Source organism: Natrarchaeobius versutus (assembly GCF_041205745.1).
Taxonomy (GTDB): Archaea; Halobacteriota; Halobacteria; order Halobacteriales; family Natrialbaceae; genus Natrarchaeobius; species Natrarchaeobius versutus.
In genome coordinates, this window is the sequence record NZ_JBGFCC010000009.1 from 39,369 (window position 1) to 53,575 (window position 14,207).

The 14,207-nt window shown below is 63.4% G+C and carries 13 protein-coding genes; 4 read left to right on the forward strand and 9 right to left on the reverse strand.

All coding sequences use genetic code 11. The features are described 5' to 3' along the window. Position 1: 1 nt before the first annotated feature. From AB7C87_RS18600 to phnD, 9 genes are all read right to left on the reverse strand, one after another. The gene (locus AB7C87_RS18600) at positions 2 to 700 is read right to left on the reverse strand and encodes a hypothetical protein (protein WP_369731006.1); all 699 of its coding nucleotides are present in this window, start codon (positions 698 to 700) and stop codon (positions 2 to 4) included. 106 nt (positions 701 to 806) lie between these two features. Continuing rightward, positions 807 to 1,586 (reverse strand): DUF8054 domain-containing protein, encoded by a 780-nt coding sequence (locus AB7C87_RS18605; protein ID WP_369731007.1) that lies wholly within the window; start codon positions 1,584 to 1,586, stop codon positions 807 to 809. Continuing rightward, a complete protein-coding gene (locus tag AB7C87_RS18610) occupies positions 1,583 to 1,711 on the reverse strand; it encodes a hypothetical protein (protein ID WP_369731008.1) in 129 nt (42 codons plus the stop codon). Before AB7C87_RS18610 ends, AB7C87_RS18605 begins: the two co-directional genes overlap by 4 nt. A 68-nt stretch (positions 1,712 to 1,779) precedes the next feature. Then, entirely contained in the window at positions 1,780 to 2,565 is a 786-nt protein-coding gene (locus AB7C87_RS18615; RefSeq protein WP_369731009.1) for an HAD-IIA family hydrolase, read from the reverse strand. Positions 2,566 to 2,934: 369 nt separating this feature from the next. Next, positions 2,935 to 4,083, reverse strand: coding sequence for an HAD-IIA family hydrolase (locus AB7C87_RS18620; RefSeq protein WP_369731010.1), 1,149 nt, complete (start codon positions 4,081 to 4,083; stop codon positions 2,935 to 2,937). Positions 4,084 to 4,149: 66 nt separating this feature from the next. Next, complete coding sequence (phnE, locus tag AB7C87_RS18625) at positions 4,150 to 4,947, reverse strand: phosphonate ABC transporter, permease protein PhnE (protein ID WP_369731011.1); 798 nt, start codon at positions 4,945 to 4,947, stop codon at positions 4,150 to 4,152. Further along, complete coding sequence (phnE, locus tag AB7C87_RS18630; RefSeq protein WP_369731012.1) at positions 4,947 to 5,765, reverse strand: phosphonate ABC transporter, permease protein PhnE; 819 nt, start codon at positions 5,763 to 5,765, stop codon at positions 4,947 to 4,949. Before phnE (AB7C87_RS18630) ends, phnE (AB7C87_RS18625) begins: the two co-directional genes overlap by 1 nt. A gap of 58 nt (positions 5,766 to 5,823) precedes the next feature. Continuing rightward, entirely contained in the window at positions 5,824 to 6,657 is an 834-nt protein-coding gene (gene phnC / locus AB7C87_RS18635; protein WP_369731013.1) for a phosphonate ABC transporter ATP-binding protein, read from the reverse strand. 51 nt (positions 6,658 to 6,708) lie between these two features. After that, positions 6,709 to 7,800 carry a phosphate/phosphite/phosphonate ABC transporter substrate-binding protein gene (gene phnD / locus AB7C87_RS18640; protein ID WP_369731014.1) on the reverse strand — a complete coding sequence of 364 codons (1,092 nt, stop codon included), beginning with the start codon at positions 7,798 to 7,800 and terminating at the stop codon, positions 6,709 to 6,711. Positions 7,801 to 8,399: 599 nt separating this feature from the next. On the opposite strand from phnD, the gene glpA reads away from it, so the two are divergent. From glpA to AB7C87_RS18660, 4 genes are all read left to right on the forward strand, one after another. Continuing rightward, complete coding sequence (glpA, locus tag AB7C87_RS18645; protein ID WP_369731203.1) at positions 8,400 to 10,100, forward strand: anaerobic glycerol-3-phosphate dehydrogenase subunit GlpA; 1,701 nt, start codon at positions 8,400 to 8,402, stop codon at positions 10,098 to 10,100. A 33-nt stretch (positions 10,101 to 10,133) separates the two neighbouring features. Continuing rightward, positions 10,134 to 11,438 (forward strand): glycerol-3-phosphate dehydrogenase subunit GlpB, encoded by a 1,305-nt coding sequence (gene glpB / locus AB7C87_RS18650; RefSeq protein WP_369731015.1) that lies wholly within the window; start codon positions 10,134 to 10,136, stop codon positions 11,436 to 11,438. Between the two features lie 132 nt (positions 11,439 to 11,570). Continuing rightward, on the forward strand, positions 11,571 to 12,923 hold the full coding sequence (locus tag AB7C87_RS18655; RefSeq protein ID WP_369731016.1) for an anaerobic glycerol-3-phosphate dehydrogenase subunit C: 1,353 nt from the start codon (positions 11,571 to 11,573) through the stop codon (positions 12,921 to 12,923). Further along, positions 12,923 to 14,101: a Cdc6/Cdc18 family protein gene (locus AB7C87_RS18660; protein WP_369731017.1), complete on the forward strand. Its 1,179-nt coding sequence runs from the start codon at positions 12,923 to 12,925 to the stop codon at positions 14,099 to 14,101. Before AB7C87_RS18655 ends, AB7C87_RS18660 begins: the two co-directional genes overlap by 1 nt. The last annotated feature ends 106 nt before the right edge of the window (positions 14,102 to 14,207 follow it).

Consider the following 14,207-nt stretch of genomic DNA (forward strand, 5'->3'; position numbering starts at 1 on the left):
CTTACGCCGAACGGAGTCGCGTTCGGATTCTGTCTATGAGCGGTCGACGCTTCCGATGGCGCTCGCTCTCCCAGGTGACCGATCCCGTCTCGTCGAGTGCGTACAACGGTCGTTTCTCGTGGGACGCACTCAGGTACACGTATCGGGCGTCCCCATCGGACCCGATGCGGGCGACCGAGGGCTGTCCCCAGTCGCTTGCGTGGTCGGCGACGAGGTCGCCTTCGGTCAGATCGTAGAGATAGGTTCGATTGTCGGGTGGATGCGTCTGGACCACGGCGAGTGCCCCGTCCGCGGACAGGTCACCGTCGGCGACGTTCGCCTCGTAGGACGCCTCCAGTTCGGTGGTTCCGCTCGCATCGAAGACGCGTACTGATCCGTCGAGATCGTCCGCGACACCGCCCCCGAGAACGACGACGCTCCCCTGCTCGGAGACGAGCCCTCCGATTGGATGGTCGGTCCGGGCCGTCCAGCGGAGCTCGCCGTCCGAAAACAGAAACGTCCGCGACCCCGTGCCGGAGACCGGCGAGCCGTACGCGACCCGCCACCTCCCGTCGCTCGAGTCGCGGGTTCGACAGAAGTAGGTCTCTCCCTCGTACTCAATCGTCTGTCGGTCGGTCAGTTCGTTCTGAGTCTTCCAGGGTTTGTGTGCGTCCCACTCGAGTCCAGGAGGATCGGGGTCCTTGTTCCGTCGTAGTTTCATTGGACTCGACGTTGGGCTATACTCGAATAAGAATTGTGTACGAACGTCGTCAACGTGGCGTCTCGTCGCGATCGTTCTGACGGTTTGGATCCTAGTGGCGCCGATATCACACGGACGACTCGAACACCGTCGTCCCACAATCGGTGCAATCCGCGACGATCGCTTCCTCGCCGGGACAGCACCCGGTCGTCTGTCGAACGTCGAGAGCGTGATCACAGAGCGGACAGTCGAGAAGCATGACACGAAGGCGCCCGAGAATCTGCCCGCGTTCTTCCCGATCGAATGCCCGCCACTCGTCGGTCCACGCGGCGAGTTCCCGGTCGGCGGCGACGTCGGCGACGAACGCCGCCGTCGATCGCCAGTGGGTGAGTTTCTCGCCGGTTCGGTAGACGACGAACCACTCGTCGTTTACCTCGACGGTGAGTGACTCCGGATCGCTGTCGAAGACGTCGGCAAGCACCGCCCGTTCGTCCTCCTCTCGAATCGCTTCGATACGCTCGTTCCACGCGTCTCGAAAGTCCCCGGCCAGGAAGACGTCGTCCTCCTCCGCCTCGAGTACGCCGGCCTCGAGACAGAAGTCGACGAGCGCTTCGCCCGACGTGGCTTCGGTGTCGACGTCGCCTCGTGCCGGTCGTTTTCCGATCGCCTGGAGCAGTTGGGCTGGGACGTATCGCCGAGTCAGTGCCGGCGTTCCGGGAACGAGATAGCCCCGGAGGGAGATAATCGCGACGCAGATCGCGATCACGCCGATCGCGGCGGGGATCGAAACGATCGCGACGAGGCCGCCGACGACCGCCGCGATCACGAGGTTGAGCACCGTACACGGCAGACACCTGTTCTCGCCTGTGTACTCCGATTTCCTGACTCGCTCGAGAGGCGTACTCATGCGTAGCGGTTGCCGGTGGCGCCGGATCGTCCGCGGCGATTCCCGCCGGCGCCGATCCGGTCTCGGTTGGTTGGTGTCGCCGATACCCGTTCGCTCGTCCCCCCGTTCGGCCCGAACGTTCGCATCCTTCCAAGGTGGGGTTCTAAGCGGCTTAAATGTACGGTGTCGGTGAACGAGATTCTCGACATGGTGGTCACTCGAGTACCGATTCGACGTCGGCCAGCGAGTCGACGATGTGGTCCGGCGAGGCCGACGAATCGGAGATGGCGGATCGCTCCGTCGCCCCGGTGAGGACGAGGACGGACTCCATCCCCGCTTTGTTGCCCATCTCGACGTCGGTTTCGAGTCTGTCGCCGACGATCAGGCAGTTCCGGGGATCGGCGGAGAGGGCCTCGAGTGCGGTATCGATCGTCACCGGCGACGGTTTCCCGAGCACCGCATCGACCGACCGACCCGTCACCCCCTCGACGGCGCCGATCATGCCGGCCGCGTCGGGGATCGATCCGGTCTCGGTCGGACAGGTTCGATCGGGATTCGTCGCGAGAAACGGTCCTCCGCCCTCGAGCGTTCGCTGGGCGAGTTCGAGTTGTTCGTAGTCGAACTCGCGGTCCATGGAGACGACGAGTAGCTCTCCGGGCGAGCCGGTGGTCACGTCGATTCCGGCGCGCTCGAGTTCGGCGAGCAACGGTTCTTCGCCGACGACGAACGCCTCGTGATCGGGGTATTCGTCCGCGACGTACTGTGCGGTGACCCATCCGGAGGTAATGACGTCCTCGCGCGTCGCGGAGACGCCGAGTCCCCGGAGCTTTCGGCAGTGGTGGGAACGGTCTTCGATCGCCTTGTTGGTGAGAAACAAGACGTCGAGGCCGCGCGCTCGGAGCGTTTCGATCGCGTTGTCGGCACCGGGGACGAGCCGATCGCCGAGATACACCGTTCCGTCGAGGTCGACGATGGCGGCTTCGCGATCGCTACGACTCATCGGTGGTATCCGGATCGGTTCCACCGACCCACTCGGACACTCCTCCAAGCGAGTGTCGGCCGTGATCCGGCGTGGTAAGTTCGTTACTGGTGCTACCCATATCTCCAGTAAATTGAGTGGCGCGATGATAATAGTTGCGGGCACTCGAGCGAACGTGCATTCGGGAGGCGGCCGTTTCGTCGGGTTTCGGCTACGACCGGGGCGTTTCGTACGGCCGATTGTAGTAACAACTGAAACGATGTACACACCGATCGCCGATCCGTCTGGCGATCAGGCGTACAGTGACGTTCAGCGGCTACCATATCCGTCAGTTCCGGCGCGACCGCGACTCGTCCTGTGGTCACCGGTACATCGGTTGGACGTTCCGAATCAATCCGTCGAGAGGACTGATTCGATGGCGCCGAGGGACTCGAGGACGTGGTCGGCGTCGCCGTTCGTCGCGGCCGGATCGGTTCGGTCGACCAGCCCGGTCAACACGAGCACGGTCGTCATGCCCGCACGCGTCCCCATTCGGATGTCGGTTTCCGGGTTGTCTCCGATCACCAGACACTCCGAGGCGTCGGCGTCGAGGTGATCGAGACTCACCTCGATGATCGGATCGTTGGGTTTGCCGGCGACGATATCGGGCTCGCGCTCGGCCGCGAATTCGATCGCCGCGATCAGCGCGCCCGATCCGGGTTCGTTCCCCGTATCGGTCGGGCTCTTTCGGTCTCGATTCGTTCCGACGAACGTCGCGCCGGCCTCGAGTGCGTGGAGGCTCCGTGTGAGCGTCTCGAAATCGAACGATCGGTCCTTTCCGGCCACGAGTACGTCACAGTCGGCCGGCTCCTCCGTGAGCGAGACGTCGGCTCGGGATAATTCCTCGAACAGGGCGGGTTCGCCGACGGCCATCGCGGTCGCCTCGGGATACTCCGAAGCGACGTACGACGCCGTCACGGTGGCGCTCGTGAGGATTTCGGACTCCTCGGCGTCGATGCCGATCGACTCGAGTCGCTCGAGACACTGAGTGCGGGATTTCGTCGCCGAGTTCGTCACGAACGCGACGTCGACTCCAGCGTCTCGAAGCCGCTCGATACCGTCTCGAGCGCCTGGAATCGCCGTTTTGGATCGATACACGGTCCCATCGAGGTCGATGATCGCGGCGGTCATCCGCTTGCCCCCCTCGATACCGCTTGCCGACCGGACGCGACCTCGAGTTCGCTTGTGGTCGGTCGCGGTCGGTATCGGTCGCCGCGTCGACGGCGTGGGACGCCGTCGGTACGGCTGATCTGTGTCCGGTGCTGTACAGGCGTTCGGCTCTTGCGTGTCGTTTTGTAACTCATCTCTCGTACTATCGTGGCGGTTCGTTCGGTGTGCTAGCGATCCGTCTCCGAATTCGTCGACGGCCGATTTCGGACGACTCCGCGGTCGCTGGGGCGAACTGCCGTGCGTCGAAACGGACTGTGCGGCGACGATCACCGAGTGGTCCGCGAGCCGACCGGGGTTGGCCCGGTGATGGCCGACGGCGGATCGTCCCATCCGATCCGTCGAACCGTCGTCGCGAACCCGAACGGCAGGGACGGTCGACGGCGGCTCGAGGCGGGCTCAACTCACCTTCTTACGGAGGTACGCGGAGACGACCTCGCTCACGAGCACGATGACGAGGATCGCGAGCAAGATGGTGAGTACTCGTTGCCACTGGAGGAAGTCGACCGACGTGTTCAGTTCCACGCCGATCCCGCCGGCGCCGACGAGTCCGATGATCGTCGCCTCGCGGACGTTGATGTCCCAGCGGTAGGTCGTGACGCCAACGAACGCCGGTTTTATCTGCGGAACGATGCCGTAGATCGCAACGTCGAGTGGCGAACCACCCATCGCTTCGATCGCCTCCGTCTGCCCGGAGTCGATCTCTTCGATCCCCTCGGCGAGCAGTTTCGAGACGAAGCCGATCGACCGGAACGCGACGGCGAGCACTCCGGCGAGGGCGCCGGTCCCGAAGATGACGACGAAAAACAGCGCCCAGATGATCACGTTGACCGACCGCGTCGCGACGATCATGAACTTCCCGAAGGCGTACGCGATCGGATGCGGCGCCGTGTTTTCCGCGCCCATGTAGGCGATCGGGAGCGCGATCAACACCGCCAGGCCAGTTCCGAGAACGGCGATGTTCACCGTTTCGATCAGCGGTGGGATGATCTCGATCGTGTAGGCCCAATCCGGCGGCGTCATCCGTACGAACAGATCCGCGAGGTTTCGCGGCGTGAAGATGAGGAACTCGTAGGAGACGTTGAGTTCGCGCCAGGAGATCGCCACGATGGCGATCGATGCGATGATCGCCGCCCACCGAAGGACGTGGTATCGCAGTGAGTGCTTTTGCCACTCGGTTTGGTTTTCGACCGACATCACTGGACCCTCCGTCGCGCGATGGCGCTTGCGATTTCACCCACCATGACGACGGCGATGATCGCCAGGATGATGGTGAGGGCAAAGTCGTATTCGTAGCGCTCGAACGAGTTGAGCAGTGTGACGCCGATCCCGCCCGCACCGACGATCCCGACGATCGTACTCGCACGGATGTTGATGTCCCATCGGTAGATGATGAGACCGACCATCCGCGGAACGACCTGGGGAGCAACGCCGTACAACAACACCTGAAGCGTGTTTCCGCCGGAGGCGCGTATGGCGTCGACCTGTCCCTCGTCGATATCCTCTAGCTCTTCGGCGAGCAGTTTCGCGAAGAACCCCGGCGTCGCGAAGACGAGCGCGATGACGCCAGCGAGCGGACCGAGCCCGACTGCGACGACGCAGATGATCGCCAACACGAGTTCGTGTAGCGCACGGGAGATCGAGACGATTCCCCGCCCCACGTAGTAGACGGGTCGTGGAACGAGGTTCTCGGCCGCCATCACGGCGACCGGGAGGCTCAGAACGACGCCGATCGCCGTCGCGACGAACGCCATCGCGATGCTCTCGACCATCCCGCCGTACGTTCGCTCGAGCGCGATTGGGGATAGATCCGGCGGGAACATCGTCGAGACCAGGATCGAGGCCGCGTCGATACCGCCCACGACTCGTCCCCAGCTCGGTCGAACTGCCCACGCACTCCAGAGGACGAAAATCAGGATCGCCGCGTAGACGCCGTACTTGACGTACTCGTTGTAGAATACGGACGGCCGACTCCATGCCGTCGGATATCCGGCGCTTGGCTCCGATTTAGACACGGATATCACCACGTCGGCCCTGGGTTCGCTCGTCGTAGCTGTGACGTACGGTCATGTGTTAGTACGACGTTTCCCTGTCGGCGTCGGTGATGTCGACGGACGCCGATTGCTGTTTCTGAACCTGTTCGTCGGGACTCGCTCGGTCCGTTCGAGACTCGCCGGACCGGTAGATGGTGTCGCGTGCGTCCTGGTCGAATTCGTCTGGCGTCCCCCGGAAGACGACCTCACCGTCGGCGAGGCCGACGATACGATCCGTGTACTCGAGGGCCAGTTCGACCTCGTGGATGTTGATCAACACGGGAATTCCCTCCTCTTTTGCAATCTCCGTCAACAGTTCCATGACGGCGAAGGAGGTCTCCGGGTCGAGTGCGCTGGTCGGCTCGTCGACGAGTAAAATCTTCGGTCGCTGAAGGACGGCGCGTGCGATTCCGATTCGCTGTCGCTGGCCACCGGAGAGTTCGTCCGCGCGCTTGTTCTCCATCCCTCCGACGCCGACGCGGTCGAGAACCTCGTACGCCCGTGCGACGTCCTCTTCCGGAAAATCTCGGCGGAGGGCCTGCATGGTACTGACGTACCCGACCCGTCCGGAGAGAACGTTCTCCATGACTGTGAGCCGCTCGACGAGATTGAACTCTTGGAAGATCATCCCCATATCCCGGCGGGCATCCCGGAGGCCCGATTTCGACATGGCCGTTATGTCCGCGCCGTCGAGGACGATCGAGCCGGCCGTCGGCTCAGTCAATCGGTTGATACACCTGATGAGGGTGCTCTTACCGGCACCGCTCGGGCCGATAATCGAGACGACTTCCTCTCCCTCTACGTCCATAGAAACGCCCTTCAGCGCTTCGTCACCCGTCGAATAAACCTTCTCCAAGTCTTTTATCTCTAACATTTTATATTTAATTTATAATTGGGAAACGAAACGATCAGTACTATCGTTCCATCAGATTTCTGCGGGGTCCGTGAGGTCGACTTCGTTGTCCTCGTGAGTCACCAGAATGTTGTGCCAGTGGGTCGCGTAATCGATTTCGACGAACTCGCCGCGTCCTTCGAACTCCTCTGCGAACTGGGTCCCGTAGTAGTCGTGCTCGAGGAACGCCCGTTGGATCCCTTCCTGGACGTCGGTGGGCAAATTGGCTTTGTGCGTGAACGCGGTGGTCGGAATCGGATCGCTCGACCAGACTGCCTTGATCTGACTCGGGTCGACGTCGCCACGTTCGGCGACGCGGGCGACGCAGGTACTGCACACCGGCGCGACTTCGCTGTCCTGGTGGTAAACCGAGAGGATGACGTTTTCGTGACTGCCGACGTGTTCGAACTCGTAATCCTCGCCGGGGACGATGCCGAACTCCTCGGGGAACAGCGCGTTCGGCATCAGATGACCGGAGTTCGATGCCGGGTCACCGTGGGCACCGGTCCGCCCCGCGAAGTCCTCGACCGAGTTGATATCATCGTTGTCCATGTGGGTGATCGCCCACAGCCGGTAGCCGGCGTCTTCTTCGGCGACCTGGATGCCGAACGGAACGGCATCGGCCAGGTTCACCGCGAACGGCACCGCGCCGGTCGAGAAGCCGGCGATGTGGAGCTGGTCTCCGCGCATCGCTTCGACCTGAGCCGCGTAGCTGTCGACCATGTTGTTCTCGACGGGGTAGCCGGTTTCTTCCTCGATGTTGTCGAGAAGCGGATCGAGCATGTCCGCGTACAGCGCCGGATCCTCCGTCGGCGTCAGCGCGAACTGGAGCGTATCCGGATCGTTCTCTTCGATGTCGCCGGGGTCCGTTACGGGGTCTCCGTAGTGAGGCTCGTCTTGCTCTTCGAACGCATCGATGTCCTCGATCCGACCGGTCACGAAGCCCTCGTCCATGAACGTCTGCATCGTCTGGGGGAACACCGGATCGTCGGGATCGAACGGCTCGAAGTCGGCTGCGGCGTCACCGTTCCCGGTACCGTTGCCATTTCCGTTCCCGTTACCAGTCCCGTTACCGTTGCCCCCGCTCCCTTCTTCTTCGGAACAGCCCGCGAGACCGGCAGCCATCGCCGATCCAGTTCCAAGCAATACTTTTCGCCGACACATGTTGCACCGTGGTCTGGTATCTCGACCCATGTGCACCAATCTATAATGAAAAGTTATATAACTTACTGTTGGTCCCGGGGTGGCAATCAAAAATACGGGAGAGAATTTCGGACAAACATCCGTCTTACGAGATCGGCCAGTTTTCCCGTGCGGGTTGGCCTCCCGATGTCCCCGGAAACCGTTCCCGTTCGTAGTCCTGCCGGAATCAACCGTCAGCGGACCGTATCCGCCTCGTAAACGGCTATCGAAACCGCAGACTAGTGACGGCGCTCAGTTACATCTCCCGACCTCGTATTTATAGAGGTTTATAATTTCCTCCAACACGAAACGTGATTGCTCCTGTGACATCAGTTCACAAACGTTTACCTCGAGCCAGCTTGGTATTGATTTGGCGTAGCTCTCACCCACCCGCGAAATACCCGTCGTTGACCCGATACGGGCACATTCGGATCAATAACCCCTCCATCGCGGCGAAGACACGAACGCGATAATTATGTACGGACGATCCCAGACCGTCGATAAAATAAAGAGGTGGGAGCCACCAACCTATGGATAAAGGAATGGGATACGATACTGAGGTTCTCGTCCTCGGCGGCGGCTCGACGGGTTGTGGCATCGCTCGCGATCTAGCGATGCGCGGCCTCGAGGTTACCCTCGTCGAGCGGGGCAATCTAACCCACGGGACCACCGGCCGAATGCACGGCCTCTTACACAGCGGGGGGCGGTACGCCGTCTCCGATCGGGCGAGTGCGACCGAGTGCATCGAGGAGAACGAGGTGCTTCGCGAGATCGCCGGCCACTGCGTCGAGATGACCGGCGGACTGTTCGTAAAGCGGCCCGAAGATTCGGATTCGTACTTCCGGGAGAAACTCGAGGGCTGTCGCGAGTGTGGGATCCCAGCACGCGCACTCTCCGGACGGGAAACCCGCAAGAGAGAGCCGTACCTCGCCGAGGACGTCACGCGCGCGATCGAGGTGCCCGATGGCGCGGTCGATCCGTTTCGCCTCTGCGTGGCGAACGCACTCGACGCGGAGGCCCACGGCGCGCGCGTCGAAACGCACGCGGAAGTGATCGACCTCCTACGCGAGGGTGGCGACGTCTACGGCGTCCGAGTCCGTCACGACTCGGGCCCTGGCCAACGAAACCACGGGGTCCCGGGGAGCACAGAGGAGATCACTGCCGAGTACGTCGTCAACGCGACCGGCGCGTGGGCCGGCCAGATCGCGGCGATGGCTGACCTCGAGGTCGCGGTCCGGCCCTCGAAGGGTGTGATGACGATTATGAACGTCCGACAGGTCGACACCGTCATCAACCGCTGTCGGCCGAAAGGTGACGCGGATATTATCGTTCCCCACGAGACGACCGCCATCCTGGGGACGACCGACGAGGAGGTCGCGGATCCCGACGACTACCCCGAAGCGGAGTGGGAAGTCGATTCGATGATCGATACGCTCTCGAAACTCGTCCCGATCCTCGCGGAGGCGCGGACGATCCGCTCGTTTTGGGGTGTCCGCCCGCTGTACGAACCGCCCGGAACCGGAACCGCGGATCCGACGGATATCACGCGCGATTTCTTCTTGCTCGATCACGACGAACGCGACGGCGTCTCGGGAGTGGCGAGCATCGTCGGCGGCAAGTTGACTACCTACCGCGCGATGGCCGAGGAGATCGCCGACCACGTCTGTGCCGAACTCGGCGTGACGGCCTCGTGTGCCACCGCCGAGGAACCGCTCCCTGGAAGCGAGAACCTCGAGCGACTCGAGGACGGAATGGACGACTTCGGCCTACGGTCGCCGATCGCCCGCCGGAGCAGAAAACGCCTCGGCAGTCGCTCGCGGGAGGTCCTCGAGACCGACGAGCCGAACCCCGTCATCTGCGCTTGCGAAGGAGTGACGCGCGCGGAGATACGGGATGCGATTTCCCAATCCGGAACGGATCTGAACGCAGTTCGAATCCGGACGCGCGCATCGATGGGGAACTGCCAGGGCGGCTTTTGCTGTGGGCCGATGGCCAACGAACTCCACCCCGAGTTCGACGAAGAGACGGTCCGAAAGGCTCTCGACGAACTCTTCGAGGAACGTTGGAAGGGAGAACGACACGCCCTCTGGGGCGAACAGCTCTCACAAGCGATGTTGAACTACGCCTTACACGCGACGACGATGAACCGCGATCGGGATCCGGCGAGTGCGGACCCGTCGGACGCTCACTCCGACGCGGCGTCGCTCGAGTACGCGGCGTTCGACGCCGGGGAGGGCCGTTGATGTCGGCCGACCGACTCGAGGTGGACGACTGAGATGGCGATCCAAGACGACGTCCTCGTCATCGGCGGCGGCCTTGCCGGGGCGACGGCCGCCCTCGCCGCCGCGAACGCGGGCACGAAACGGGTTCGCCTCGTCACGTACAAACAGAGTACGCTCCGTCACGCCAGCGGGCTAATCGACTTACTCGGATACACGCCCGATGGTGACGGCCCGCTGATCGATCCGTTCTCCGCACTCGCGGACCTTCCCCAGGGCCATCCCTACGAGCGCGTCGGGATCGACGCCGTCCGCGAGGCGCTCTCGTTTTTCGACGCGCTCGCCGGGGACGCCTACGCGGGTGGGAACACCGATCGGAACGCGCTCGTCCCGACCCACGGCGGGACGGTCAAGCCGACCGCCCGCTATCCCGCCTCGAGCGCCGCGGGACTCGCGAGCGACGAGCGCGACGCCCTGTTGGTCGGTTTCGAGACGCTCCCCGATTTCGACGCGCCGCTTTCGGCGGCCCACCTCGAGGCCGCCGGCGTTCCCTTCGACTGTCGCGGCGTGACGCTTCGGTTTCCGGGGATCGACAGAGACGACGCGAAAGTGACGAGATACGCTCACCTCCTGGATCGAAATGAGACTGTCTCGACGTTCGTCGCCAGTCCAGGCGCACGCGAGGCGCTCGCAACGGTCGTTCGGGACCACCACGAGGGTGAATCGCGGATCGGATTCCCCGCGGTCCTCGGCGACGACCGGGCCGACGACGTCCGGGCCGACCTGGCGGATGCGCTCGGCGCCGACGTCTTCGAGGTGCCGATGGGGCCGCCGAGTCTCCCCGGGATCCGCCTCGAGGAGTTGTTGTACGACGCACTCGAGGGGGCGGGTGTTCGGGTTACGTCGGGCGTTCCCGTCGTCAGCTACGAGACGAACGCTGGGGGCGATGGCGGCCGCGGCGATCGGATCGATCACGTCGTCGTCGACCGCCACGGCGCGAAGATCCCCCATCGCGCACAACAGTACGTTCTCGCGACGGGTGGACTGGTCGGGAAAGGGATCGAGTCGGACCGCGAGCGCGTCACAGAGCCGATATTCGACTGTCACGTCCCCCACGCCGACGACCGCTACGACTGGTTCGTCGACGACGCTTTCGGCAAACAACCTTATGCGCGGTTCGGGCTCGCACCCGATCGCGAACTCCGGCCGCTCGATTCCGGCGCCAACCCGGAGTTTGCGAACCTTCGAGCGGCGGGAGCGGTACTGGGCGGCTACGACTACGCGGCGGAGAAATCGGGCGCGGGCGTCTCGATCGCGACGGGGTACGTCGCCGGAACGCACAGCGCGGAGGGGTGTGAATGATCGACGCCGAAGTTGGCTCGAATGCGAAGCGTGACTCCAGCAGGGGTCCGACTCGAGCGGGGGAACCGGTTGGATTCCGCCCGTCGGGTCGACGACGTTGGACGAACGCGGCGGATCGACGAGGGAGAGAGTATGAGTGACACAGAGCGACCGACGGACGAGGGCGTACCGGACGAACGAAGCCCGGACGACGGCGAGTTCGAACCGATCCAGGTGTTTCCCGAGGCCGAAGCGATGGACCTCCGGCCGGGCGCTGACGACTGCTATAAATGTTCGACGTGCGACACCAACTGTCCCGTCGCCGCGGTCGACGACGAGTTCCCGGGGCCGAAGTTTCAGGGCCCCGAACAGTGGCGGCTCAAACGCCAGGACGACCACGATATCGACGAGTCGGTGATGAAGTGTTCGAACTGCATGCGCTGTGACAGTGCCTGTCCCTCCGAGGTGCCCCTCTCACAGATGCACAACACGGCCCGCGGGGAGTACGTCGAGGAGAACATGTCGAAACTCTCCCGCGAGTACCTTCGAAACCGGATGCTCGCGAACTACCGGCGACTCGCTCCCCTGGGCGCGGCGTTCCCTCGAACCGCGAACTTCGTCATGGGGCTGTCGATCACCAAGTGGCTCGGCGAAAAGACGATGGGGATCACGAGCGAGCGGGAACTCCCCGCGTTCGCGACCGAGACCTTTCGGAAGTGGTGGCGAAAGCGAGGTGGCGCGGCGGTCCACGACAAGGACAAACGCATCGCGTACTTCCACGGCTGTTATGCGAACTACAACACGCCGGAGGTCGCGAAGGCTCTCGTCCGCGTCTACGAACAGTTCGGCTACGAGGTCCTGGTTCCCGAACAACACTGTTCGGGCACGCCGATGTTCGCAAACGGGATGCTCGAGGACGCCCGCCGCTCGGCCGAGACGAACGTCCGCGAACTCAAAGCGGCGATCGAGGCGGGCGCCGACGTCGTCACCTCCTGTAGCTCCTGTTCGATGTCGATTCGCCAGGAGTATCCCGAACTGTTCGACTTCGAGGGAACCGAAGACGTCGCCGCGAACACCTGGGATGCCGTCGAGTACTTGCGGGTTCAGGAGGACCTCGAGGCGGCGCTCGCGGATGCGTCGGTCGACGACGACGCGTTCGAGGACTTCGCCTATCACGCTCCGTGTCACGCCCGCAACCAGGGCCTGGACGGACAGACGATCGAACTCCTCGAGTTGATCGACGGCGTCGACGCCCACGACGTCGGCGACTCCTGTTCCGGTATCTCCGGCACCTACGGGTGGAAAGAAGAGAACTACGAAACTTCCATGAAGATCGGGGAAGAAATGTTCGAACACATGGCGGAGGCCGACGCCGCGGCGGGACTGACCGAGTGTCCGACCTGTTCGATGCAGATGGAACACGGAACAGGCTACGAAATCACCCACACCCTCGAGGTACTCGAGGCGGCACTCGTCGGGGCGAACTCACAGACGGAGTCGACGTAATGGAACTCCACGAGCGCATCGATCGGCGGCGATCTGCACGCGACGGCAGGGGGATCGTCGTCGATTACGAATACCTGAGTCCCGTCGTCCACCGGACGGAGCCGATCGGACGCGGTCCCGTCCTCGAGCAACTTCTGGACGCGTTCGAACCGGCGTTCGACGGCGACCTTCCGGCGCCGGTGGCCGTAACCGGTCCTCCGGGATCGGGAACGTCTGCCATCGTCGTTGCATTGTTCGACGCGATGAACGACCGTCTCGGCGAGACCGGTCGGTCGATCGGGACAACGACCCGCGCCGCCAGGGCCGAACCGATCACCTGGTTCGTTTACGTCGATGCGCGTCGCGTCCGAAGCGAATTTGCGTTCTATCGGGCGGTGCTCTCGGCGCTGTCGACCGAAGCGATTCCGGAAAGTGGTGTCGGAACGGCCGCGCTTCGCGACCGCCTGCAGGATCGACTTGCCCGTCACGATCGTCGTGCGATCGTCGCGATCGACCACCACGACGAACCCGAGACGCTCTCGTACCGACGGGCTCGAGAGCTACTCGATCCCGTCTCTGAGAGTCTCTCGACGGTCGCCGTCGGCCGGGATACACCCGACGAGTGGGGCGAAACGACGGTCGCGGTATCGGCCTACCGCGGACACGAACTGGTCGACGTCCTCACCGACCGCGTTTCGACGGCGCTCTCGCCGGGAACGATCGACCACGAATCAGTCCGGAGGCTGTCGGAGTGGGCCGACGGAAACGCACACGACGCACTCGCCGCGCTGTATGGGGCCGCCGACCGTGCGACGGAATCAGATGCCGACCGGATCCAGCCCCGCCATCTCGAGCGAGCGATGGGAGACGTTCCGGAGAACAGCGTCCACGTCGACAGGGCGTTGTCGCTCTCTCGGACGCGCCAGCAGGTCCTCTCGACGCTCGTTTCGATCGAGCCGGCTGATCGTCCGATCCGCGACATCGCAGACGAGATCGCGACGCAATCGTCGTTGACTGCGGGAACGGTCAAGCGCTTTCTGTACGAACTCGCCGACCGGGGGGTAATCGAGCGGGTCCCACTCCCGATCAACGGCACCGGTCGGCGCCCCAGCGCGATCGAGCTCAGGTTCCCGACGATCGTGTTCCAGTCTCTCACACCGGCTTCGGACGAGGAGTCCGATTTCGATCTCGACGGCTGATGCGATCTACGACCGTCGGTCGACGATGGGCGCCGATCAACCTCGACGTGGCCGGTGTCGGACTGTGTGATGTTTCCTGTCGCTGAACGCCCAATGTGTCGGTATT

What these genes read in the sequence shown, in the direction of transcription:
- phnE (WP_369731011.1), bottom strand. Translation starts at nt 4,947, where the DNA reads ATGTCGGTCGAAAACCAAACCGAGTGGCAAAAGCACTCACTGCGATAC.
- glpB (WP_369731015.1), top strand. Translation starts at nt 10,134, where the DNA reads ATGGCGATCCAAGACGACGTCCTCGTCATCGGCGGCGGCCTTGCCGGG.
- AB7C87_RS18600 (WP_369731006.1), bottom strand. Translation starts at nt 700, where the DNA reads ATGAAACTACGACGGAACAAGGACCCCGATCCTCCTGGACTCGAGTGG.
- AB7C87_RS18605 (WP_369731007.1), bottom strand. Translation starts at nt 1,586, where the DNA reads ATGAGTACGCCTCTCGAGCGAGTCAGGAAATCGGAGTACACAGGCGAG.
- phnD (WP_369731014.1), bottom strand. Translation starts at nt 7,800, where the DNA reads ATGGCTGCCGGTCTCGCGGGCTGTTCCGAAGAAGAAGGGAGCGGGGGC.
- AB7C87_RS18655 (WP_369731016.1), top strand. Translation starts at nt 11,571, where the DNA reads ATGAGTGACACAGAGCGACCGACGGACGAGGGCGTACCGGACGAACGA.
- AB7C87_RS18610 (WP_369731008.1), bottom strand. Translation starts at nt 1,711, where the DNA reads ATGCGAACGTTCGGGCCGAACGGGGGGACGAGCGAACGGGTATCGGCG.
- AB7C87_RS18620 (WP_369731010.1), bottom strand. Translation starts at nt 4,083, where the DNA reads ATGGGACGATCCGCCGTCGGCCATCACCGGGCCAACCCCGGTCGGCTC.
- phnC (WP_369731013.1), bottom strand. Translation starts at nt 6,657, where the DNA reads ATGTTAGAGATAAAAGACTTGGAGAAGGTTTATTCGACGGGTGACGAA.
- glpA (WP_369731203.1), top strand. Translation starts at nt 8,400, where the DNA reads ATGGGATACGATACTGAGGTTCTCGTCCTCGGCGGCGGCTCGACGGGT.
- AB7C87_RS18615 (WP_369731009.1), bottom strand. Translation starts at nt 2,565, where the DNA reads ATGAGTCGTAGCGATCGCGAAGCCGCCATCGTCGACCTCGACGGAACG.
- AB7C87_RS18660 (WP_369731017.1), top strand. Translation starts at nt 12,923, where the DNA reads ATGGAACTCCACGAGCGCATCGATCGGCGGCGATCTGCACGCGACGGC.